This is a genomic window from Leptolyngbya cf. ectocarpi LEGE 11479 (genome assembly GCF_015207065.1).
In the GTDB taxonomy this organism is placed as follows: Bacteria; Cyanobacteriota; Cyanobacteriia; order Phormidesmidales; family Phormidesmidaceae; genus Leptothoe; species Leptothoe ectocarpi.
This window is the reverse complement of sequence record NZ_JADEXP010000071.1, coordinates 1-21,312: the sequence shown is the minus strand read 5'-3', so window position 1 is coordinate 21,312 and position 21,312 is coordinate 1. Positions and strand designations below refer to the sequence as shown.

The window sequence follows — 21,312 nt, the reverse complement described above, 5'->3', positions numbered from 1 at the left end:
CCATCGTCAATGTCGCAAAACGAGAGATTGGTATTAGCCCTCTCCTTTGCCATACCACCCAGGAACCGCTAACCGCCAACCTGTGGTTTCGCTCCGTTGATCCCTGCCATGTTGAATATTTGACAGCGATGGGCGTACGCTCATCGCTAGTGGTGCCGATTCTCCACCGTCATCAGCTTTGGGGACTGCTGGTCGCCCACCACAGTGTGCCTCGACGGGTGAGCCGCAAAGAACTAGAGATTGTCCAGCTGATTGCTGATCAGGTGGCTGTGGCCATCAGTCATGCTAATCTCATGCAGTTAACCCGTCTGCAGGGACAGCATGAAGCCCTAATCAACCAGGTGGTCTCGCTCTTACACTCCACTCCCCAAGATTCACTCCAAAAAGCCCTCGATCAAACTGTTATAGCTCTGCAATGCGTGGGGGGAAGACTCTACATTCCAGACCAAAATTCAACCTGTCAGCTCATCCTCAGCGGCATCCAACCTGAGTTCAGTATGATCGCTAAAGCTGCGGGTCAACAGCCCATCCTAGAACAGCTGCCTGACTGGCAAACCTGGCTAGATACCGCAGCCCCCAATCAGCTGGTTGATCAGCTATGGGTCATTAATGATATCCAACAAACGGAGCTCTCGTGGACCCTCACGTCTGCCCTAATGTCCGCAGATATTCGAGGGCTGTTGGTGGCTAGACTCACCCATCGAAATCGATTTCTAGGATATTTGACCCTTTTCCGACAGGCAATTGATTGTGAAACTATTTGGGCGGGTCGTTTAGATGCCTCTGATCCGCGCCAGCAGCGACCGCGCCAATCCTTTGAAACCTGGCGAGAACTCAAGCAGAATCAAGCCCATACCTGGGCAGCGCGAGATGTTGGTCTGGCTCAGGATTTAAACGATCGGTTTGCCTCTTTTATTTACCAGACTCAGCTCTACCAAGAAGTGCAATCGCTTAATGCCGACCTAGAGGCACGGGTGCTACAGCGTACAACCGAACTACAGCAGCTAAACGAGAGTCTAAAGCAAGAAATTACAGAGCGTAAACGGACCTATGCAGAACTCCAGCAGGCCCGAGACTGTCTCAAACGCGTTAGCCACCAAAATAACCTAATTCTCAATTCTGCTGGAGAAGGTATTTATGGCCTCGATACTGAAGGTAAAACAGTCTTTGTTAACCCAGCGGCAGCCAGGGCCCTAAGGTAACCCATGCATAAACTGATCGGTCAGTTTATGCATGGGTTACTTAATTATTCGACATCAGAGAAGATTCCCTACAGATGGGAAAAAAGCCCGATCTTTAAAACTTTAAAGCGAGGCGAAACCCATCATATTGCTGGTGATTTGTTTGAACGCCAGGGAGGATTTAGCTTTCCCGTAGAATATGTCAGCACCCCAATTTATGAGAACAACACCATTGTCGGTGCCGTTGTTATTTTTAAGGATATTACTGAGCGCCAGATTATTGAGGCGATGAAGGATGAGTTTATTGCTGTTGTCAGCCATGAACTCAGAACACCCTTAACGTCTATTAGAGCTGCCCTGGGTTTATTAGCCCAGGAAAACTTAGAGATTTCAGCTCCTAAACGTCAGCGCATGGTCAACATTGCCTTTTCTAACACCAAACGACTCGTGCGACTGGTCAATGACATTTTAGATGTTGAGCGCATACAGTTAGGCAAAATTACTCTGAACAAAAAAACCTGTAATCTCGCTCATATCATGTCACAAGCGGCTGACGAGATGCGTGCCATGGCCGAAAATCATGACATTCAGCTCAATGTTTTTCCCATGTCAGCCCAGCTGTGGGCAGCCCCCGATCGCATTATTCAAACACTGACAAATTTACTGAGCAACGCCATTAAATTTTCTCCCAACGGTACGACAGTCGAGGTCAGGGCTCAGAAAATTCATTCCCATAACGTATCACTAGTGGAAGCCAACCTCAATGAAAGGGGGCAAGATGCGATGCAATCAGGTTTGGATATCTCAGAAACTTTGTTGCTAATTCAGGTCAAAGATCAGGGATATGGTATTCCCGATGACAAAATTGAAACCATTTTTAATCGCTTTGAACAGCTCGATACCTCAGATGTCCGCTCCCATCAGGGGGGTACAGGCTTGGGACTGGCCATCTGCCGCAGCATCGTACAACAGCATGACGGTAAAATTTGGGCCCAGAGCGGCGATGGCACTACTTTTTACTTCACCTTACCGGTCTTAACTCAGCCTTCCCTAGAACGACACTTCCCATGACTCAATTTCCGTGAGGACCCCAGTGATGGAGACTAAACATATTCTCATTATTGATGATGATGCCGATATCCGAGAAGCAACCCAGCTGTGTCTAGAAATTACCGGCCATTGGGATGTTTTAAAGGCCAGTAATGGTCAAGAGGGCATTGCGATCGCACAGACAGAACACCCTGATGTCATCCTGCTAGACATGATGATGCCAGGCATGGATGGACTGACCATTCTAGAAAGGCTCCAAGATAATCCCCAAACCCAACAGATTCCCATCATCATTTTGACCGCTAAGGCCCAGTCCCACGAACAAGAATTCTTTAGACAGCTCAAAGTCTTATCTGTGATCACAAAACCCTATGATCCCATGACCATATCGGATCAAATTTTTTCAGCACTCCCCTAGCTCAACCCCATCGATCTACCATTGCTGAGCTAAACAAATCGTTGAGGATTGACCATAAAATAATGTTGATATTAGGTTTGCCACGGGCATGCTGGAGGAAACGCATCTAAGTTTCCCTCAAAGCCAGTATTAACAACGGTTAATTCCATGCCAGCTCGATCTAATAATCCTCTCTCTAGCAGTATTGCCACGGGGCTAAATACCACCAAAAAACTTGTTTCTATTCGCTGGAGCTTGCCTCTATATGTGGTGACGCCCTTAGTCTCTGGCATTGTTTTAACCAGCTGGCTAGCGTTTCGCAGCAGTCAACAGGCCGTTGATGAACTAGTCGGCAAAATCAGTACAGAGGTGGCCGCCAATATTGAAAAGCAGGTGGTCGGCTATTTAACCAAACCATCTTTAATTTCCGCTGTGATTGAAGCGGAAGTTGCCAATGGCAATTTAAATATTCAGGATATTCGTCAACTGGGTCAATCCCTATGGTATCTGACCCAATCAGACGCCCTAACTAATAATTTCTACTATGGTAATAGGCTAGGAGAGTTTGTTTACAGCGAATACCAAGATGATGAAAGCCGGATTGACTTTGTCGATAAAGCCACCGATTTTCGTCGGATTACCTATGAGGCCGATGATGCCACCACCCTGACTAGGCAGCTTAAAGTTATTGACTATGACCCTCGCGGCAGAACCTGGTATAAAGAAGCAGCCCTCAACAAAGCGCCAATCTGGAGCCAGGTTTATATCGCTAACTCTAGGGCCGATCTCACTTTAACCCGTGCTGTTCCTATTTTTAATCAAGCTGGTCAGTTAGAAGGCGTGTTTGGTACCGATGTCTATCTCTTTGAGTTAAGCAACTTTCTCCAAAATTTGTCTATTAGTCCCAATGGCAAAGCATTTATTATCGAACCTTCTGGAGACTTGATTGCAATTTCCGCTAACGAGAAACCATTTATTATTCGTGACGACAGCAGACTACGTTTAGCCGCAACCAATAGCCAAAATCAGCTAGTGCGAGAGACCGTCACCCATCTGCTCAAAAATATTGACGATTTAAGCAAGATGGGCAACGAGTACTCCTTTGAGTTTGACCTAGAAGGAGAAAAGCAGCTAGCGCATATTTATCATCTAAAAGATCTGGGAATTGATTGGATCATTGGCGTAACTATTCCGCAAAATGATTATATGGCGACGATTCGAACCACGGCCCGACACACGCTTGTCATTGGTGCTGGCATTACCGTAGCGGCCACTTTTATAGCCATAGCAGCAGCACTTCATATTATTCGACCGATCAATAAGCTCAACCAAGCCGCTGATGAGATTAAGCGAAACCGATTTGATCCGAGCACATTGGCCCGTGTAATCACACGTCCTGATGAGTTTAGTAAACTAGCTGAATTGTTTAATGATATGGCCATTGTTGTCATGAGTCGTCAACAGACACTCTCAGAGCAGGTAAAGCTACTAAAAACAGAGGTGGGTCAGAATGGTCGTGCTAACTGCGACCAACAGCAGCTAGAAACAGCGTTGAAACAGGCTCAGCAGGTTCGCCAAGCCTATCGAAATAGGTAGGTTTATTTATTTTCTACATCCGCAATTACAGATGTAGCAGCAATGCCAGTATGAACAATTCCCAGCGTACGAAAGGGATCCATAATTGGATCAATGGCAACAAATAGAACTAGCACAGCCTCTAATGGCAGCTGTAACGGCTCCAACACAATACCTAGCATAGTTAAGGTGAGAATACCGGTCACACCCGCCGTTGCCATACCAGCAAAAATAGAACCGACAATTACAATGATGATACTGCCAAGGCTCAGGGGTTTGTCGTATAGCTGCATGACAAACAAAGAACCGAGGGCAAAGTAAATAACTGAACCAAACCGACAAATCGTAATGGACAGTGGAGTAACAAGGTTCACCGTTTGGCGATTAAATTTTAAGGCTTCACTCAGCTGAGCAATGGATGATGGTAGACAGGCTAAACTACTAGATGTTGCCAATGCCAAAATTGTCGGTTCGCGTAGGGCGGCCACGACATTGACTAATGATGTCTTAGCCTGTTGCCAAATTACCAACGTACTTAAAACATACATTATCAAAAAGATAACCAGGGCAGCCACGACAAAGTTAATCATGGATAGCATGACATCCAACCCTTGCTGGGAGAGTTGATAGGCCAACAAACTAAACAATCCAATGGGTAAAACCATGGTCAGCCAGTTGATCAGTTGGTTAAAGGTGCGATAAATCGTTTCTAAAATATCGAAACAAGACTCAGTAATGGGATCGCGAATCAGACCTAGCGAAATACCCACAACAATTGAAAAAATGAGTACCTTTAAGGTCTCACCCTGGCTAAGGGCACTAAAAATATTGTCAGGGACTAAGCTGATGAGAAATGAGCCCATGCCTCTAGACGGTGCTTCAACAATAGGCCCCGTTAGGGCCATTTCTAGATCAACACTGGAGCTATTGACCAGCACCCCCAAAGACTCTAACGTTTTTGTAGAAAGATTACGTCCTGGGCCTGCAATCGCTGCAAGAACGACAGTCAGCCCACTGGATGCTATAAGTCCCAATGGGAATACCACCAGGATACGCTTAATGTACTGGGCAGCATTGCTACTCCGCATGAGACGACCAATGCTGGTGGTGATGGCTGCCAAGAGAATAGGCAGGACACACATCTTGAGCAAGCCTAAATAAAAGTCTCCTAAAGGCGCTAATAGAACTGCCAGTTCTTGGTGGGTTGTGCCTGTATAAATGGCAAAAACAACGCTCACTAATATGGCCCAGGGACTGCGTAGCCAGCTGAGCGAAAATTTACCCGACCATAGTTGCTGTTTGCCCGTTGGGTTAATAGTCATAATTTTTACTCTTGTAGGTAGTCGGCATACTTGGCCAAAACATCATCAGCGGTGTAGTCAAGGTTGGAGGTGTCTAAATACTGATTAACAAAAGCTTGTAACGTTTGACTATCCCAGGGAAGAGCCATGGCAATTTGGTCTTGGGTATCGGTTAGTGCAATAGTTTGTAGTCTAAGGGCCGCGTCTGGATTTTTGAGAACAACCTTTTTGATTTCTAGTTCATCTCGGTAAGCAGCCTGAATATCACCCTCGACAACAGCTTTAACAATGTCATCCCAGGTAGAATATGTTTGAATGGTCGCAGCTGGAAATTTTTGCTTGATAAAACTGCCATAGGAAGACCCTGCAATCACACCAACGTTGCCATTAAAGTTGCGAATGGCCTCAACAACATGACTGCCTTCGGTTTGCTGGGCCAGCTGTAGACGATTGACCAGGAGTCCCTGGCGCATGGTGACATAGGGATGGGAGAATCGCACGCGTTTTGCACGACTTAGGGTACGACTAAGTTTAGAAATGGCAATGTCAGCGTCTAGCTGGTAAACCTGATCGACAACGTCGTTAAAGGTTTGTGCCGAACGATTAAATTCTAAATCGACGTCTAGGGCATGGGCTAATCCTTGGGCAATTTTAATATCTAGCCCGTCAGGATCCTGGGTCTCACCTATAAAAAAGGGAGGGTTGTCGTTCCCTAGTAAGGCAACAATTAAGGTGCCTCGATCAAGAATACGCTGCATATCAGGGGGCATTTCGGTGCGGGCAGAGAGAGTTCCATCTCCCTCACTGCCTAGCTGAAACGTGGTAACCGAATTGGCTAAAGCAGGGTGACTAAAAATAGAGACCTGACATAATCCGCAGACCAGAACCAGGACCGTTAAGATCAAGACATGCGATATCCATGGGGGGAGTCGTAGTAACGAATGATTGATCATGAGAAATGTTTGGCTGACACAACGGATGGAGCTGGAACCACTCCATAGGCTAGATCGAGGGTAAGGTTGGCCATGATATCGAGCGGGTCGATCCAGTTAATGGGCAGCTGACTGAGTTTGGCTAGACCGATGGAGATTTCGGTACATCCGGCAATAATCAGCTCCGCCCCTTGGTCTGCTAGCCAGCGAGAAGCAACGATGAGTTCGATCAGGGCTAGGTCTGAAACCCAGACACCACCAGATTTTATTCCCCAGTCAGGCGAGTAAATTGAGTCCATGACGCGGTGCTGAATGGTAGATCCTAGGGGAGGTGAAATGGGAGAGATCCCATACTGGGCTAGGCTAGTGGTGTAAAGTTGCGATCGCAACGTTCCATCCGTCGCTAACACACCAACTCGCCGCACAGCTGGAAAGCAGCGAGCAATATAAGCGGCCGTCGCCTCCATCATGTGGAGCCAAGGAATACCAATCTGAGACTGAACCATAGGGTAAAACCCATGGGCTGTGTTGCAGGTAACAACGAGAAAATCTGCACCTATATTTTCTAGCCAGGAAGCACTACGCACCAGCTGGGGCAAACAGTCTGATCCGGTGCCCAACAAACTTTGGGTTCGATCTGGCGTTGAGGCAGCACTGAGGACTACCCAATTGGGGTGGTCCTGGTCACACTGTGCTCCCCGACGCGCACTCTGGTGCAGCAAGCGTTGTTCAAACTCAATATGGGCTAACGGACCTAACCCACCCAAAATACCTGGAAGCTTTAATTGCTGTTGAGGGGGTTTGGAAAGAGTATTTGCCATTATGGCCCCATGGCTTGCTTGGGAATAATTACTCCTTGAGAGTTCCCGATTGGTGATACATATTAGCAGGCAAGGGAAGAAGTCGCTAAAGAGAGCACGGAGCTAGGGAATTTGAACTGTAAACTGGCCAGGATTCATAACAGAAATCACCCCACCCCAGGTACACATACACTTTGAACTGTTATTAAGAGCTGGAAAATTATTAATGTGTACGATAGGTGAGCCCGGTGCCCAGGGTGCTGGAATAACAGGTACACAGGGCATCGGAGTCAGCACACCCAAAGCAGCCGCTGTAGCACTAGCAACTGTGGGATTGGCCAGGGAGCTACACATGCCAAAGGGAGGGATATTAACGATGGGAGCATAGTCCATAATGGTCGCAGCTAAAGGGCCAGATGCCATGACAGGGAGACCTTTAGGTAAAACATTTAAAACACTGGGAGCGATGCCAAATGGACATTTAAGCATAGCTCCTGCAACAACTTGAATTCCCATAATTGATCTCCAGTTAATTCAACTTCAACAAGCTCCCTGCCACCTTTGTCATCCCTGAAGACTGCACATTTACCGTCGCTTTTCCCTTGACATCCACCATCGCCCCCTCCACCTTTGCTGTCGCATTCGCCTTGACATTTACCTGAGTTCCTGAAATATCTACCCCCGTATTACTCAACACAATCTTGTTACTACCCACCTTCAGCGTAATCTTTGTCGCTCCCGTTAGCGTAATCTCACCACCATTAATATTGATCTTGTCGCTTTTGCCACTCTTGCCCGACTTTGCATTTAGACCGCCGGTAGAGATAATATCCACCTTTTTTCCGTTATCATCCATCGAGATTTGATGACCGCCCTTAGTTTTTAGATCTATCTTCTTATTCTTATCGTCCAACGTCAGCTGATGGCCGTCCTTAGTCTTTAGCTCTGCATACTTCTCGGTATCATTTAGATGGAGCTGGTGTTTATCCACTGTTGTTAAATAGACCCCCTGCTTACTATCCCCCTTATCCTCTTCCACAAACTGGAGAGTATGTCCCAGACGGGTTTTTAGAGTTCTCAAACGGACTTTGCCATTAACAATAGTTTCTTCTGTCTTCTCCGGCGGTGCATCTTTCCCATTCCATACCCCACCCAGAATATAAGGTCGATGGATATCCCCATGCTCAAAGGTCACCAGGACTTCGTCATTAATCTCCGGCAGCCAGTCAATCCCTCGACTGGGACCTGCCCCCACCGATACTACCCGCGCCCAATTGCTCATGTGCTCTTCTGTAAGGGTAGGGAGCTTTACCCTTACTCGCCCCCAGCCCTTCGGGTCCTTATTGTCCGCCACAATGCCCACAATCAGTGTCTGTCCTGGCTGTAGGGTATTTTTAGTTTCTAACGTTTGGAGCAGATCGCCGCCGCGTAGCCCTCTGACGCTAAATTCAGTTTTGTAAATGCGCTCATGGAGTACATGGCGAGTCTCGGTGACATAGTAGCTACCGCTATACTTACCCATGCCGGTTAGCTTCACCACCCGCCCAGGACGAATGGAGGGATCGCCCTCGCTACGAGCATCTGCCTGGACAAACTCTCCACCCACTTCATCATAGAGTGCCTGGGCCATGGCTTTGGCCTCTGTCGCCTGAGAAATTGGCTGGTCCACCATGATCAATGTGGGCGTTTTGGGTTTACCCTCAAAGCTGCTGACCGTTGTGCTGCCTTCGCCACTATCAGTATCCGTTAAAACCTGTTGGGCTTTGCTAATGGTTTCAGCAATCACCTCTTTACGGCTATAGTCCCATCCCCGCACCTCTACACTTTTCACCTGTTCGGCACTGCTTACCCGGACGCGAAAACTGTGGATATCCTGTAGCCATTCTAGGGAGAGGGTGCTGTCTTTAGTAGGTTTACGAAAGTTGAGTTTGCCATCTTGCACAAATAGCTCAAATCCGTGGCGGGCAGCTCGCTCTCGTAAAAACTCCATATTGGTCTGATTCTGTTGAAACACATAGCCGCTGGAGCCACCAATATCTCCATAGCCGTAGGGGCCGCCGCTAGCATCCACTTTGCCCACCGCAATACCAACTTCCGAGGCGATGGATTTAACAATGTCAGAATCAGTTTTATTTTGAAACGATCGGCTGTGACGCCCCCGATGTAGACGATGGGAGACATCATAACCACGCACAATAATAGGAGCCTGGGCTTCGCTGGTAAAATGAGTTTCCATGGCCGTGATCTCCCCTGTGATCACATTGCCTTTATTCTCATCATCAAACTCATCGGACTCAGTGGTACTAGCTGAAAACCCAATTTCAATCGATTTACCAATCTCAAAAAGTTTCTCGTGTTTCCAGACCTGATGCTTCTCTTCACCAGCATAGTAGTCATTTTGAATGACCAGGGTAAACATACCTGGCAGATGTAGGCTTTCCTCAACTACAATCTGTAAAATATCCTCCATAAGTTCACTGGAGGCGGCTTTGCCATCAATTTTGAGCGTAGGCGTAGCAACGAACTTGGTGGCAGCCATATAATAGCTTCTTATAAATAAAACTTGATTCTAATCGCGTGTTCTCTGGAGAACATGCAGGCAATTACGGGTTGATAGAAACCAAAAATAATCGATCCTGCGTATTTTTACGCCCCTAACGGCTGCTACTCCCACGACTCGGCGTACCGGTATTGCCCGAGCTACTGGTCTCACCAATTTCCTGCAAGGTAACATCCACCGTTGCTCGGACAGGGGTACCATCAGGTAAAAACATGGTCAGCTTATAGGAAAGGGATTGGACAAAACAGCGCAAATACTCTTGCTTTCCCCAGGTGAAGATATACATGGGTGGTCGTTCTGCACTATCTAAAAACTCAACGGCCTGACGGAAATTTTCGACATGTTTATCGAGCACATTCTCTCCAGTTTCATAGGTATCGAAAATCAGCCCGCCAACGGTGATACAGTAGGGCTCTGGAGAACCAAAGCTAACTTTTGGGATTCCCTCATCTGTTCGGGCACCGCCGCCAGAGTTCAGATTCATCTTTCGACTAAAGCTGAGTTCAGTAGGGTTAAACATAAATTCAATATTGTTACCGCCGCCTTGGGCAATGAGCTTAGCTTTAACAAATTTACTCATGGTTTTATCTATTGTTTTTTATAGGGCTATAAGCCAGATCTATCTGGGATATTTAGGACCTCGACGCTCCTGTTCAAGCGAGAGTCTCTGGCGCAGTAGACTATAGACCTCCTGAGCTAATAGTTCAACATACTGACTATAGTTATGGCTGTCGGCGGTTTGTTCGTCAGTTTGTTCGTCAGCATTGGCCGAGTTAGTGTTAGAAGAGGTATCTTTGCAAGCCTGTATAATGGTTGGCTTTGTTGCAGGTGGTGGGTTGGTTATCTGGCGTTGAACGGTGACATTGGCTGGTTTATCTAGTTTGACTGGTTGGGTTGTTTGCTTAGGTGGTGGTGCTTTTACGGTAGATTGACTGCCACTGGGTTGGTCAGAAGAGGCTGTTTTAGCTGCCGCATGGTTAGAGGTATTGCTCTTCTGTAGATGGGTAACCAGGTCTTCTAGATTAGACCACTCACTCGGAATGCTATCAGCGTGCTGCGGAATAGAGCTGTCAGTTTCAGAGGGCTGGCGTTGAATCTTGGCAGCACCGCCCACCAGCCTTAATTCAGTGCCATTCGGCTTTTGAGTATTTTGTTGAGTGATAGAAGACTCTTGCTGACTATTGGCGAGGCCAGTGACTAATGACTCAAGGTTGGCCCCCTCTCTGGGAATAACCTGTCGTTGAATCGTACCTGACTGGGACTGAGATGAAGCTGAGGAAGGGCTAACCGGCTTATCTATTTTTAGCGATGATGGCAGTGGCTGTAATACACCTAGCGGCTGTAATACCGGCAGCGGGTTGCGGCTAGAGGGGCCTAGCGTCTTATGTGCAAGGGAACTATGGTTGACTGCTCGTTGAACTGTATCTGGGATTGATGATGTTGACTGGCTCTGATGAGACTCAGATGTGCTACCACTAGATAAATCATTGCTGCTCTGTAATAACTCTACCGTAGACTGACTGACAGATTCGGTATTTGAATTGATAGCGGACTGGACATTATCAGGGTCAACAGTAAATGAATCTATAGTCTCACGCTGAATTAAATTGTTTGCAGCAGCAGTGGGCTCCTCATTGATGGGATCGGGAGTGATAGATTCAGTTTCTGATGATGGCTGAGGGATTGGTGGAGATGATAATGAGTTATGTTCTTTAGAACCGGTATCTGGACCGCTGAGATTTGAAGATCTTTGAATCTCAATATTAGAGGAGATTTGATTGGTTGATGAGGACGGTGCGATCGCATTCGTCCGTTCCTGAGAACTCAGTCTTTCAACTGTGTTCTGCTCCTCTCCAATCCCCCCTGAAGATCTCTGAACAGAATCAGCGATTTCTGAGGACTCACCGTTACCGTTTGATTTAGAAACTGGCGGCACAGAGTTGACTGACTGCGGAGGCACTTTACCAATAGCTTGTGCAGCTGCTTCAGTAGTCTGCTGGTTGTTATCAAAGTTTTGACCAGAAGTATCGGAGAGATTGGGTATAGACGTTTCTGAGATTGGCGTTTCTGAGATGGATGACTCAGCCATCCTTTGAGCCAAACCGGCTATGTTAGTTGCGACCGGGTTGGTCACAGCATTGACCGAATCTTCAGAGGTAATATTAGTCGGCTGTTGAACCTGATCCAAGTTCTCTGAAGTTAGTCTAGACTGAGCTAGAGGCAAAGCTGCCTCTGACGCTCTCTGAACATCGGCTAATGGGTTGACTTGCTCCGAGAGTGATACTGAAAACGCTGATTGGGCTGGCTGAGTTACAGCAGCCCGTTGAATTGACACACTAGCGATAGATGGATCAGCAGCAGTCATGGACGGAACTATGGGCGAGGTGACCTTTGCTGGACTCTGAGCATCAGGCTGAACGATGGACGAGGTGACCTTGACTGGACTCCGAACATCAGGAACTGGAGCTATTTGTGTTTGGTTTGTTGTCGAAATGGTTGATTCTGTTAACTGAGCTGTATCAGCGGTACGTTGAATTTCCTGATGCGCACTATCACCGGATTGAATACTGAGAGAGTCAACCGTGAGCGGTTCTGTTGCTGATGATGGTTCGGTCGGTACAGAGGGTGATCGGTCAGTCCTTTTAGGACTGATATCTGGACCGCTTAGGTTTGGAAACCGTTGAATCTCTGTGTGAGAAGATGTTTGTGCTGTGGTTGATGGAGTGGGTGCGATCGCAGCTTGCTCATTAATAGTCTGCTTCTGAGAATCCGGCTTTTTAGCTATACCCTGCTTTGCTTCAATCTGATCCGAAGATATTGACGGCTGGTTTGATCCGAAATTCTCAGAAGCCAGGTTAGACTGCTGTTGAGCTGGACTTGAGTTAGATGAGCTATAGCTAAATAGTGTTTGATTTGGCTTAGCCTGAATTTTAGGAGATAGATCCAGTTGACCAGAAACAGGCTCAGGTTGTTGAGAGTTTTGCATCGAACCAGTCAATGGGCCAGTCGATACAGAGTCGCTGCTATTATGAGTGCTAGGCTGATAGGAAAAATCTTCGGAGCTAGATAGCGGTTCTGACGCTGTATTGTTCTGTTCAGTAACCCTTTGAATAGCTTCGGTCTGCGGTGTAGCCGGATGAGCAGCTATAGCGGCGGCGGTTGAGTCTGACTGACGCTGCAACGTTGGGTCTGGTTCTAATGCTGATGTAGCAGCTAAATTTTGGCTTGGAGGAGATAAAGACGCGGAACCATCTGCGGAACCATCTGTTGACTCATGCAATCGTTGAACAGGTGGATCAGGCTGTAGAGCTGGGTGTGCATCAAGGCTAGGCGATGTACTTGAAGGAACCAGTAGTTTAGAACTTGAGTCTGGCTGAATGTTGGCATTAGAGGACTGTGCAACACTTTGAGTAAGCTGTTCGTCAGAGCGTTGCACCGACGCAAATGGTGCCCGAAGACTCTGAATTGAATCGTTAATATTGATCGAAGCCGCCGACGGCTGCTGAGTTAAAGCGGGTGTATTGGATTCAACAATCGGTGAGTCAATGGGCAGTCTGTCAATTTGTCCATTGGTTAAGTCTGTTGTTCTTTGAATCTCGCTATGGTTGTCGACTAAAATCTGGGAAGTAGATGGCGATGGCTGCTTATTTTGGATTGAGCCGACAATATCGGCAGTATCAGTCCCTGATAGTTGGAAACTGTCAGACGCAGGTTCTGAAATATCCTCAATAGTTGAACGCTGTAAAGTATGCTTCTCAGATATTAGCTCTGTATTCTGAGAAAGAGTGGTTTCTACATTCGCTGTTGGTGCTGTTGCCCGATTAGATACTGCTGTTTCTCCCTTTAGTGAAGCGCTGGTTTCCGGCTTAAAGTAACGTTGTAGACTCGTACGAAATGGGGCTGACGTATCGATCTGACGGGCAACAGTGTTGTCGTCCGAACTGCTAGGCTGTGCCTCGCTTACAGAACGTTCCGGGGCAATGGCTGGAAACCCATAGGGATAAAACGTTTTGAGATCAAGTATCGTCAGCGATGACGCTCCCAGCGAACGTCGCTGGACTCTATGGCCCAAGTTATGAAATGCGCCTAACGGCGAATCATGACCCAGCTGGCTTGCCATGGATTACTTACTGGCAAAGTAGCCAGTGTCCGAGCGGTCTTTCAGCATGGTGGCACCCCCACCGCTGCCACCAAAGCTGACATTTAATCCCTCGTAAGCTAATGTCAGCTCCTCAATGGCAACGGCATTGCCGTCCGCCTGTAGGGACGGGGCCTGCCAGCCCACTGGAACAGCACCAATCAGAGTCCAACACTGCTGGGTTTGTCCGGCCTGGTTAAAGACCAAAATGTTAATGTTGCGGCGGTATTGGTTGAGTCCGGTACCTGAGGTGCGGGGTTGAAATAGTGCACTGAGCCAATCCCAGAAAACTTGATTGCCGCTGAGGCCGCGCTTAAGGGTGACATCGGAAAATTCAGGGGCTCCAAGCAAAATTCGCTGCTGGTCATTTAAGCCTCCTTCGGCAACGGTTTCTTTTTTGATCTGCACGCCCAGTCCACCACATTCGGTAAAACAAGCGGTGATTTTACTCTCAATTTCGACGTAAAATCGGTTACTGGTAACATAGTCGGCGGCGTTAGACGTTGATGAGCGGCTGTCACCAAACAGATCACCGGCAACGGATGAGACTAGATTATTGGCGGTCAATATTTCATTGAACATCAGCGGCGTCTCCTGCAAGATCGTTCTTGCTGTGTTTGGATGTCGTCACGGAGGAGCTGGTGGATGCGATCGCAAAATTCTTCCATCGCCATCGGATTGTGCGATAGCTTGACCGCCACCTGAGCCATCATCTGCTTTACCTCTAGGGTATGATTACTTTGAACAATGGCCGGAGCCACAAATCCCGCCGGATTAGAAACTGACCCAGTGGGCGGTAAAAACGTTGCCTGTTCAGCCCCAGCCCTGGGATTTAACTGCGTCATCATGCATCTACTCCATCAGTCCATTAATCTCTCTATAAAATTTCTGCAGGTAGTTTAGGTCTCCCGCAAATAGTTGTTCAATTACCCTAGGATTTATCTCAGGCAGGGTACCCAGTGACAAAATTACCCGTGACAAAATAATGACTGTGGCATAAGCCGGGTTAGCCTGCACTCGCGGATCAGACATGGGTTCAATCTCATCGACGGTACGGGCCAGGCGCATGACTCCTCGGTGGTGAATCTGCCCCAGCTCATCAAGGTAACCCGTTGGTAATTCAAAGGCGAACTCGGTTTGTAAACCCGAGGGCGCACTCACCTGTGGATGGGTTTGAGAGTCTCCATTATCCACATTTGGACCCGGTGACCCGGATGATGGCTCAATGGGTTGAATGGAGGGCTTGGCTTTCGGCGGTGCTAGCCCCAAATTATTACTCAGTTGAACAGCTACCATCAGTCTATCAATCTAAAAACAAAATCAAACTGGCCTACTAACTCATCGCCACACCCAGTGCAGCCGCCCCCAGCATCCAGCTATCAGACACTCGCTTGAGTGATTCTACTGCGATCTCAACTTCCTCGACATTATGCTCCGCGCCTTTCACATCGAGATCCGAAATCTTGTAGCTAACCGGCCAAGCACCCGTAAACTCAAATCGAAACTGTTCTAAGCCCGATTGTCCATAGATACACAGAGCCCCATTGCGCCGTTGGTCAGCCCAGTTACCTGCCCCAATGGTATCCATCCAATCCCAAAAGGCGGTGGATACCGTTAACCCTCGTTTGAGGGTGATATTGGTATAGGAACTGTTGCCCGGAATTTTAGAACGGACAACGTGACCGTGGCTACGTCCCTGTTGTCCCCAGACCTGAGGGGTTACTTCACAGATTTCAATCACCTCTTGCGATCGCTGAAAGCCATTGCACTCCATGAAGTAACCGTCAATTAGATCAACACTGCCGTCCAACCTGAGTTCCAGATAAAAACGGGCCTTGGTTAAAATCTCGGGGAATATCATCTGCGCTAAGCCGCTCGCACAACTTGGGTAAAATACAGCTCCAGCGTGTCTTCGGCCAAGTTGCCACCACTGTCAACAGAAAGGCTGCTAATCTGTTTTTTGGTGCCTGGGAACAGGTCAATAAAGTTATAGCGCATCGCTTCACTACCGTTAGGATCATAGATCACGAGCGAACCTGTTTTGCGACTGTCCATTGCTTTGGACCCCCCTCCTGAATAGGTATCAGGATGACAATCGTTGTACCAGTCCGATAATTTTTTCTGGTCGGATTCGTTACCAGCCACATAGGTCAGGGTAACAGTACTGTTGTATTTCACGCCACCAATGGTCGATTGAGTTTGAGTGATGGCATTCTTGGTGACACCAATGGCAGCGTCTCCTCCGGCCACCTCCAGCTCAATCTCCGGGCCGGTACAGGTTTTAACCGACAGCCCGGTCACACCATCAATCTCGAAGTAGAACTTTGAATTTGTTAGATATTGAACCATAACGATACTCTCTTGACTGTTCTCTTTTTTGACTTAGCTTTCCAACTACATTACCCGATTAAATTTCTCGCAAGTAATGGTATACGTCTCCTCAATGTAAGCATCTGCCGTTACATCGAGATCGGCACATTTATACTTAGAAGGCCAGGACTCAACAAACTGCCACTTAGCAATTTCTTGGCCATCAGTATCGTAGGCGGTAATGCTGCCTTCCTTTTTGTTGTTACCCCATTTGCTTTTGCCACCGTTAGAGGCGGGTAGGCAGTTTTCGAACCACTCATAGAGTTTTTTACTGGTGCTGTCGCCATCGCCGCTGGCAATACAGACACAGTCAAACGTGAACAGTCCTTCAAAACCAGCTGAGTTGACCTGCCACATGGTTTTGCCACCTTTGGTGGTCCCAATGGCCTGCTGTCCACCTTGGACCTTAGGAGTATAGTCAGGAATATTGACATTTTTGAAAACGGACTTCTCCCCTTCGCAAACCCCGGAAAATTCCAGGTAAAAACTACTCGGGGCAATTGGCTTATTTAGATCAGCCATCAGGTTACCTCCTTAAAATTCTGAATACGTAGACTGATGCTTATCCCCTCCGAAGAGGGGATTTAGGACACTGTGGGATACTACTGATTAGGTGCCCACTGGCTAATGCGGAAGATGACAAATTCTGCAGGTCTCACGGGACAGACACCAACTTCCACATACAGACGACCCAACATAATGGTGTCGTGGGTGTTGAGTTCACCATCACACTTGACATAGAAAGCTTCTGACGGAGATGCCCCAAACAAGGCTCCCTCGCGCCATAGCCGTTCTAAGAAGTTACTCACAGTGCGACTCACTCGAGCCCAAAGGTCAGGATCATTAGGCTCAAACACCACCCACTGGGTGCCAATTTCGATAGATTTTTCAATATAGCTCAGCAGTCGTCGCACGCTGATATAACGCCACTGCACGTTGTCGGGCTCAACCAGGGTACGCGCACCCCACACTTTGAGACCACGGTTGTAGCTGGAGAAGTTACGAATACAGTTAACACCTAGGGGGTTGAGCAGTTCCTGTTCCCGCATATTGGTCTCGTAGGCTAGGCCAATCACCCCCCGAGGGGTTTCATTTGCTGGTGCTTTGAACACACCCCGAGATTCATCAGTGCGACACCAGATTCCCATCATATGTCCGGAGGGGGGGACCAGCTTAGGACGCCCGCCATTACGAGGGTCGGCTACCTTAATCCAGGGGTAGTAGGTGGCCCCAAACATGGAGCGTCGATTGAACATACTCAGCCATTTAGCAGCATCGGCTGGGCGCTGACGACTGGGCTCTACTGGAGCCATGCTCTTGCCAGGCTTTACCGGCGGAGGGTCGATCACAGCCATACGATAGGCCGGGCCAGGGAAAGAGTTTTCGCACATACTTAGCATCATTTCCATGACACCATGCACCTGATCGAGATCGATGAGTTCTCTTTCATAAGCTAATAACAAATCAGGGCAGGCTACCATAGAGACTTCGTCAATCTCATAAAGACCTTGGATGCCGGTGCGGTCATCGCGGTTGCCCTGGAGATCGCGATTAAAGCGGTCGGGTTCACCTACATAGGGCGGAGGAGCAATCTCATAGGAACCATTAGCAGGCCGCCGAGACAGCGCTTGGCCAGATTGGGAGATGTCGCCGATGACAACATAGTCGGACGGCTCTAGCATAGTGACGGCATAATCCGCCAGTGCGGTCTCCACATCTGGATTCATGCTGAGGTGATCGTAGCGTTCTAGAATCTCATCACCGTTTCTGACGACAACGGTGAAATATTCACCATTATTGATCGGGGGTTCAGCATCCTCTGGAGCATCCTCTGACAGGGGTTTAGGCTCTCCGTCTAAAACACTGACTGTGAGACGACCAGCGCTAGAGGGTAGGGCCAGTGTCCCTGCTTCTGACTCAGATGACTTTAGGTAAAACGATAGAGAGGGTTTACCGCTAGATGTAATTAGCTTGGTCGCATTTTCAGCCGGTACAGGTTTGGGAGAGCCCGGAAGCTGAGTGCCAATGCTCACGACCCAGCAACGGCCACCCCCATTGAGAAACCAACCCTGGACAGCAAAGGGAAGATAGGCACCAAAATCAGTAAAGCCATCGGAGCCTGGTTTACCAAAAAACTCTAGATATTGAGCCCAGTTTGTCACCATCATCGGTTCAAACAGTTCGGCATCTCCTCGTACATCTTCAGAAAAGCCAACGAACCCAGCAACGCTCATGCTGACGCCCTCAATGGGGCGACTACCCCGGTCTACCTCTTCGACGTACACACCTGGTGCAAAGTAGTCTAAGGCCATACTAGCTATCCTCCGTCCGGATTAATCGGTAATGTTTGATGTATCGACTGTAAGAGATTGCCCGTTTCTTCTAACAGAAGATAAAAAATACTGCGTAGCAGCAGTACTTGATTCAATGTCTTGAATTTTGTTTTCCCTAGAAACAACTGCCAGTATCAATAAAACTAAAATTAAGTACAACTTGTTTTATTGATACTTTGTCAGACGCCGGAAAATACGGACGTGCATCAATTGAACAAGCTGTGTTGAATTTAAGTGTTTAAGTGGGCATCTCTATAGCAGTACAGGTTTTACTGCTGTCTTTATTTTTAATCAATACCTATAACTGCTGAATGAGTAATCATCTTGCGATCGCAACCGTTACCGCCACCCTACAGCGGCTGTTACAGGGTGCGATTCAGCGCGATGTTGACGGGGCCAGAGTCACCACTCTCAAGCCCAATAGCATTGGCAGTAGCACCCCCGAGTCGGGGATTAACATGTTCCTATATCAGGTCGCCCACAACAGTGCTCTGCGCAATAGCGACACCGCCGCCTTTCGCTCCAAAAAAGGCCCCATCCGCCGACAGTCTTCGTTAGATCTGTACTACATGCTCAGCGCCTATGGGAATGATACAGAGCTAGAGCCCCAGCGTTTGTTAGGCAGTATTGTTCGTCTGCTCAGCGACAACACCGTACTAACCACCGATATGATTGACGCCGCTGTTGGGGATGCTGCTTTTTTAGCAGAGTCTGATCTGACCCACCATCCACACCAAATCACCATTAACCCCGTGGACATGGATACGGATGAGCTGTCAAAAATCTGGTCTACTTTTTTTCAGGCTCCTTACTCCCTATCGTTGGTCTATAAAGTAATGGCTGTGGTCATTGATGGTCAACTATCCGCTCAGCATGCCCTACCGGTACGAGAATCATCCTTAGCTATTTCCCCCTTTGCTTATCAGCCTATAGTCACTAAGGTATTGGCTCAGGCTGGCCCTCGCTTTCCCATCGAAGCGAATACGATTTTGCGAGTCGTGGGAAAACAACTAGAAGGGCCTCGAACCAAAATTAAAATTGGCAGTACTGAGGTTGTGCCCCAATGTATTACAGATACTGAAATTATTCTATCCCTGGGTGATGTGCCAGCACAGGCCCTTCAAGCCGGCATCCAACCCTTACAGGTAATCCATTATCCGTCACAGCAGCCTGCTGTCCCAGTATCCTCTAATGCCTGTCCTTTTGTACTGTGTCCCACCGTCACCTCAGTACAAGTAAGCGATATAGAAGGCATTGACGACGATCCTCGCACAGGCCGCTTGCAGGTATCGACCCATTTACGCGTAAAACCCAGCCAGCGAGTTGTGATTGCGCTGAATGAATGGTCGATCGAGATTCCGGCCATCTACCTGTTTGAAGCTCCCTTGCGAACAATGGACACCGACTGTCTAACAATTCCCATTAACAATGTGAAACCTGGAGAATATCTCATTCGTCTGCAGGTAGACGGAGCTGATAGCCAGCTGGATGTGGATAGCGATCCTAAAAGTAAAACCTTCAACTGGTTTAACAGCCCGAGAGTTGTGATCACATAAGCTGTCATGAGTGACGTTTCCGAACCTAATGGCGAACAGCCAGACGAGCTTGAAATCCTCAAACATAAAATGAACCTAGAACTCGAAGCAATTAGCGTTAACCAGCTCCATACCCTGGCTACTCTGGCAGTTGAGAAAAAACTGATTACCGCCCATGGCTATCGTGGGGGACAGTATGAGCTACTCCGCGACGGCGAGTTTGTGCTGCTGTCTCCAACAGAGGCCATTCAGTATTTGCAGGATTTAGTCAATGATGGCGATCAACCATGACAGCCGCCCTGCAACAGTCTCGCCAGAGCTGGCACAGTGCCAATCAACAGTTTCTGACCCAGGCGTTAGCTCAGGTTCGTCAGGCTCTATTAAAACATAGCGGCACAAAAAGCGACCTAGCTGAACCCGATCTAGAAACAATAGACGGCGGCTACACAGAACAACCCTTTGCCCTAGAGCTGTTGAGTCGATGTTTTGGGCTCACCGAGTTTGAGAAAAATGTTCTCTTGCTGTGTGCTGGTATGGAGCTAGATGGGCAATGGTCCAACCTATGTCAGGCTGCTGGTGGCAGCGCTTACCCCACCCTTGGCTTGGCATTAAGTCTCTTTGAAAACGCCACCTGGGGAGCTTTAACCCCCAGTGCGGCCCTACGGCGCTATCAGCTCATTGAGATCGGTGCTGGGAATGCGCTTACTGCTAGCCCTCTGCGCACTGATGAGCGCGTTCTCCATTATCTAACAGGGGTGCAGTACTTAGATCAGCGGCTCCAGCCACTGATGCGGAGTGTACAGGCGTCTAGTCCGCTAGTGCCCTCACATCAATCCCTGATTGACAAGATAGAGCACGCATGGACTCAGAGTTTAGCCAACAGCCTGTTGCCGGTGATTCAACTCATCGGGGAGGCCGGGGCTAGTTTAAGAACAGTGGCGTTAGCAACCTGTCGTCGCCTCAGTCTGGAATTACAAGAGCTATCGGCTGAGGCCTTACCAACAGACTGGCAACAGTTAAAGACACTGCAGACGCTCTGTGAGCGCGAATATCGCCTGAGCCGCATGGCCATATTGCTCAACTGTGAGGATCTAGAAGCAGAAGGAGCCGAGCGGCGGAGTGCGATCGCAACCTTTATAG

General features: G+C 48.2%; 20 protein-coding genes and 1 pseudogene. 7 read left to right on the top strand and 14 right to left on the bottom strand.

The window, feature by feature from the left end; translation table 11 throughout:
• The 4 genes from IQ260_RS10155 to IQ260_RS10140 all read left to right on the top strand — a co-directional run.
• A partial coding sequence (locus tag IQ260_RS10155) for a GAF domain-containing protein (RefSeq protein ID WP_193992992.1) occupies positions 1 to 1,202 on the top strand: 1,202 nt, incomplete at its 5' end.
• A gap of 3 nt (positions 1,203 to 1,205) precedes the next feature.
• Positions 1,206 to 2,252: a sensor histidine kinase gene (locus IQ260_RS10150; protein ID WP_193992991.1), complete on the top strand. Its 1,047-nt coding sequence runs from the start codon at positions 1,206 to 1,208 to the stop codon at positions 2,250 to 2,252.
• Between the two features lie 25 nt (positions 2,253 to 2,277).
• Positions 2,278 to 2,649, top strand: a complete 372-nt coding sequence (locus IQ260_RS10145) for a response regulator (RefSeq protein WP_193992990.1) — start codon at positions 2,278 to 2,280, stop codon at positions 2,647 to 2,649.
• Positions 2,650 to 2,796: 147 nt separating this feature from the next.
• Complete coding sequence (locus IQ260_RS10140; RefSeq protein WP_193992989.1) at positions 2,797 to 4,224, top strand: cache domain-containing protein; 1,428 nt, start codon at positions 2,797 to 2,799, stop codon at positions 4,222 to 4,224.
• Positions 4,225 to 4,226: 2 nt separating this feature from the next.
• Here the strand turns inward: IQ260_RS10140 and IQ260_RS10135 are convergent, their stop codons facing one another.
• The 14 genes from IQ260_RS10135 to IQ260_RS10070 form a co-directional block, all read right to left on the bottom strand.
• Complete coding sequence (locus IQ260_RS10135; protein ID WP_193992988.1) at positions 4,227 to 5,525, bottom strand: dicarboxylate/amino acid:cation symporter; 1,299 nt, start codon at positions 5,523 to 5,525, stop codon at positions 4,227 to 4,229.
• A gap of 5 nt (positions 5,526 to 5,530) precedes the next feature.
• Positions 5,531 to 6,409, bottom strand: coding sequence for a substrate-binding periplasmic protein (locus IQ260_RS10130; protein WP_193992987.1), 879 nt, complete (start codon positions 6,407 to 6,409; stop codon positions 5,531 to 5,533).
• A gap of 44 nt (positions 6,410 to 6,453) precedes the next feature.
• On the bottom strand, positions 6,454 to 7,257 hold the full coding sequence (locus IQ260_RS10125; protein WP_193992986.1) for an aspartate/glutamate racemase family protein: 804 nt from the start codon (positions 7,255 to 7,257) through the stop codon (positions 6,454 to 6,456).
• A 102-nt stretch (positions 7,258 to 7,359) separates the two neighbouring features.
• Entirely contained in the window at positions 7,360 to 7,752 is a 393-nt protein-coding gene (locus IQ260_RS10120) for a DUF4280 domain-containing protein (RefSeq protein WP_193992985.1), read from the bottom strand.
• Between the two features lie 13 nt (positions 7,753 to 7,765).
• On the bottom strand, positions 7,766 to 9,775 hold the full coding sequence (locus IQ260_RS10115) for a VgrG-related protein (RefSeq protein ID WP_193992984.1): 2,010 nt from the start codon (positions 9,773 to 9,775) through the stop codon (positions 7,766 to 7,768).
• 115 nt (positions 9,776 to 9,890) lie between these two features.
• Positions 9,891 to 10,376 carry a CIS tube protein gene (locus tag IQ260_RS10110; protein WP_193992983.1) on the bottom strand — a complete coding sequence of 162 codons (486 nt, stop codon included), beginning with the start codon at positions 10,374 to 10,376 and terminating at the stop codon, positions 9,891 to 9,893.
• A 39-nt stretch (positions 10,377 to 10,415) separates the two neighbouring features.
• Positions 10,416 to 13,916, bottom strand: a complete 3,501-nt coding sequence (locus IQ260_RS10105) for a mucin-associated surface protein (RefSeq protein WP_193992982.1) — start codon at positions 13,914 to 13,916, stop codon at positions 10,416 to 10,418.
• 3 nt (positions 13,917 to 13,919) lie between these two features.
• Positions 13,920 to 14,516: a phage tail protein gene (locus tag IQ260_RS10100; RefSeq protein ID WP_193992981.1), complete on the bottom strand. Its 597-nt coding sequence runs from the start codon at positions 14,514 to 14,516 to the stop codon at positions 13,920 to 13,922.
• Positions 14,516 to 14,782 (bottom strand): hypothetical protein, encoded by a 267-nt coding sequence (locus IQ260_RS10095; RefSeq protein ID WP_228015814.1) that lies wholly within the window; start codon positions 14,780 to 14,782, stop codon positions 14,516 to 14,518. The genes IQ260_RS10100 and IQ260_RS10095 overlap by 1 nt, the downstream gene beginning before the upstream one ends.
• Before the next feature lie 4 nt (positions 14,783 to 14,786).
• Positions 14,787 to 15,230, bottom strand: coding sequence for a hypothetical protein (locus IQ260_RS10090; RefSeq protein ID WP_228015812.1), 444 nt, complete (start codon positions 15,228 to 15,230; stop codon positions 14,787 to 14,789).
• A 37-nt stretch (positions 15,231 to 15,267) separates the two neighbouring features.
• The gene (locus IQ260_RS10085; protein ID WP_193992980.1) at positions 15,268 to 15,795 is read right to left on the bottom strand and encodes a phage tail protein; all 528 of its coding nucleotides are present in this window, start codon (positions 15,793 to 15,795) and stop codon (positions 15,268 to 15,270) included.
• Between the two features lie 5 nt (positions 15,796 to 15,800).
• Positions 15,801 to 16,283, bottom strand: coding sequence for a phage tail protein (locus tag IQ260_RS10080; RefSeq protein WP_193992979.1), 483 nt, complete (start codon positions 16,281 to 16,283; stop codon positions 15,801 to 15,803).
• A gap of 45 nt (positions 16,284 to 16,328) precedes the next feature.
• Positions 16,329 to 16,826, bottom strand: a complete 498-nt coding sequence (locus tag IQ260_RS10075) for a phage tail protein (protein WP_193992978.1) — start codon at positions 16,824 to 16,826, stop codon at positions 16,329 to 16,331.
• Positions 16,827 to 16,906: 80 nt separating this feature from the next.
• Positions 16,907 to 18,616: a phage tail sheath family protein gene (locus IQ260_RS10070; protein WP_193992977.1), complete on the bottom strand. Its 1,710-nt coding sequence runs from the start codon at positions 18,614 to 18,616 to the stop codon at positions 16,907 to 16,909.
• Between the two features lie 332 nt (positions 18,617 to 18,948).
• On the opposite strand from IQ260_RS10070, the gene IQ260_RS10065 reads away from it, so the two are divergent.
• From IQ260_RS10065 to IQ260_RS10055, 3 genes and pseudogenes are all read left to right on the top strand, one after another.
• Complete coding sequence (locus IQ260_RS10065; protein ID WP_193992976.1) at positions 18,949 to 20,193, top strand: DUF4255 domain-containing protein; 1,245 nt, start codon at positions 18,949 to 18,951, stop codon at positions 20,191 to 20,193.
• A gap of 6 nt (positions 20,194 to 20,199) precedes the next feature.
• Positions 20,200 to 20,463 carry a hypothetical protein gene (locus IQ260_RS10060; RefSeq protein ID WP_193992975.1) on the top strand — a complete coding sequence of 88 codons (264 nt, stop codon included), beginning with the start codon at positions 20,200 to 20,202 and terminating at the stop codon, positions 20,461 to 20,463.
• A pseudogene (locus tag IQ260_RS10055) lies at positions 20,460 to 21,312 on the top strand (ATP-binding protein); the annotation flags it as partial. The gene IQ260_RS10060 and the pseudogene IQ260_RS10055, both read left to right, overlap by 4 nt.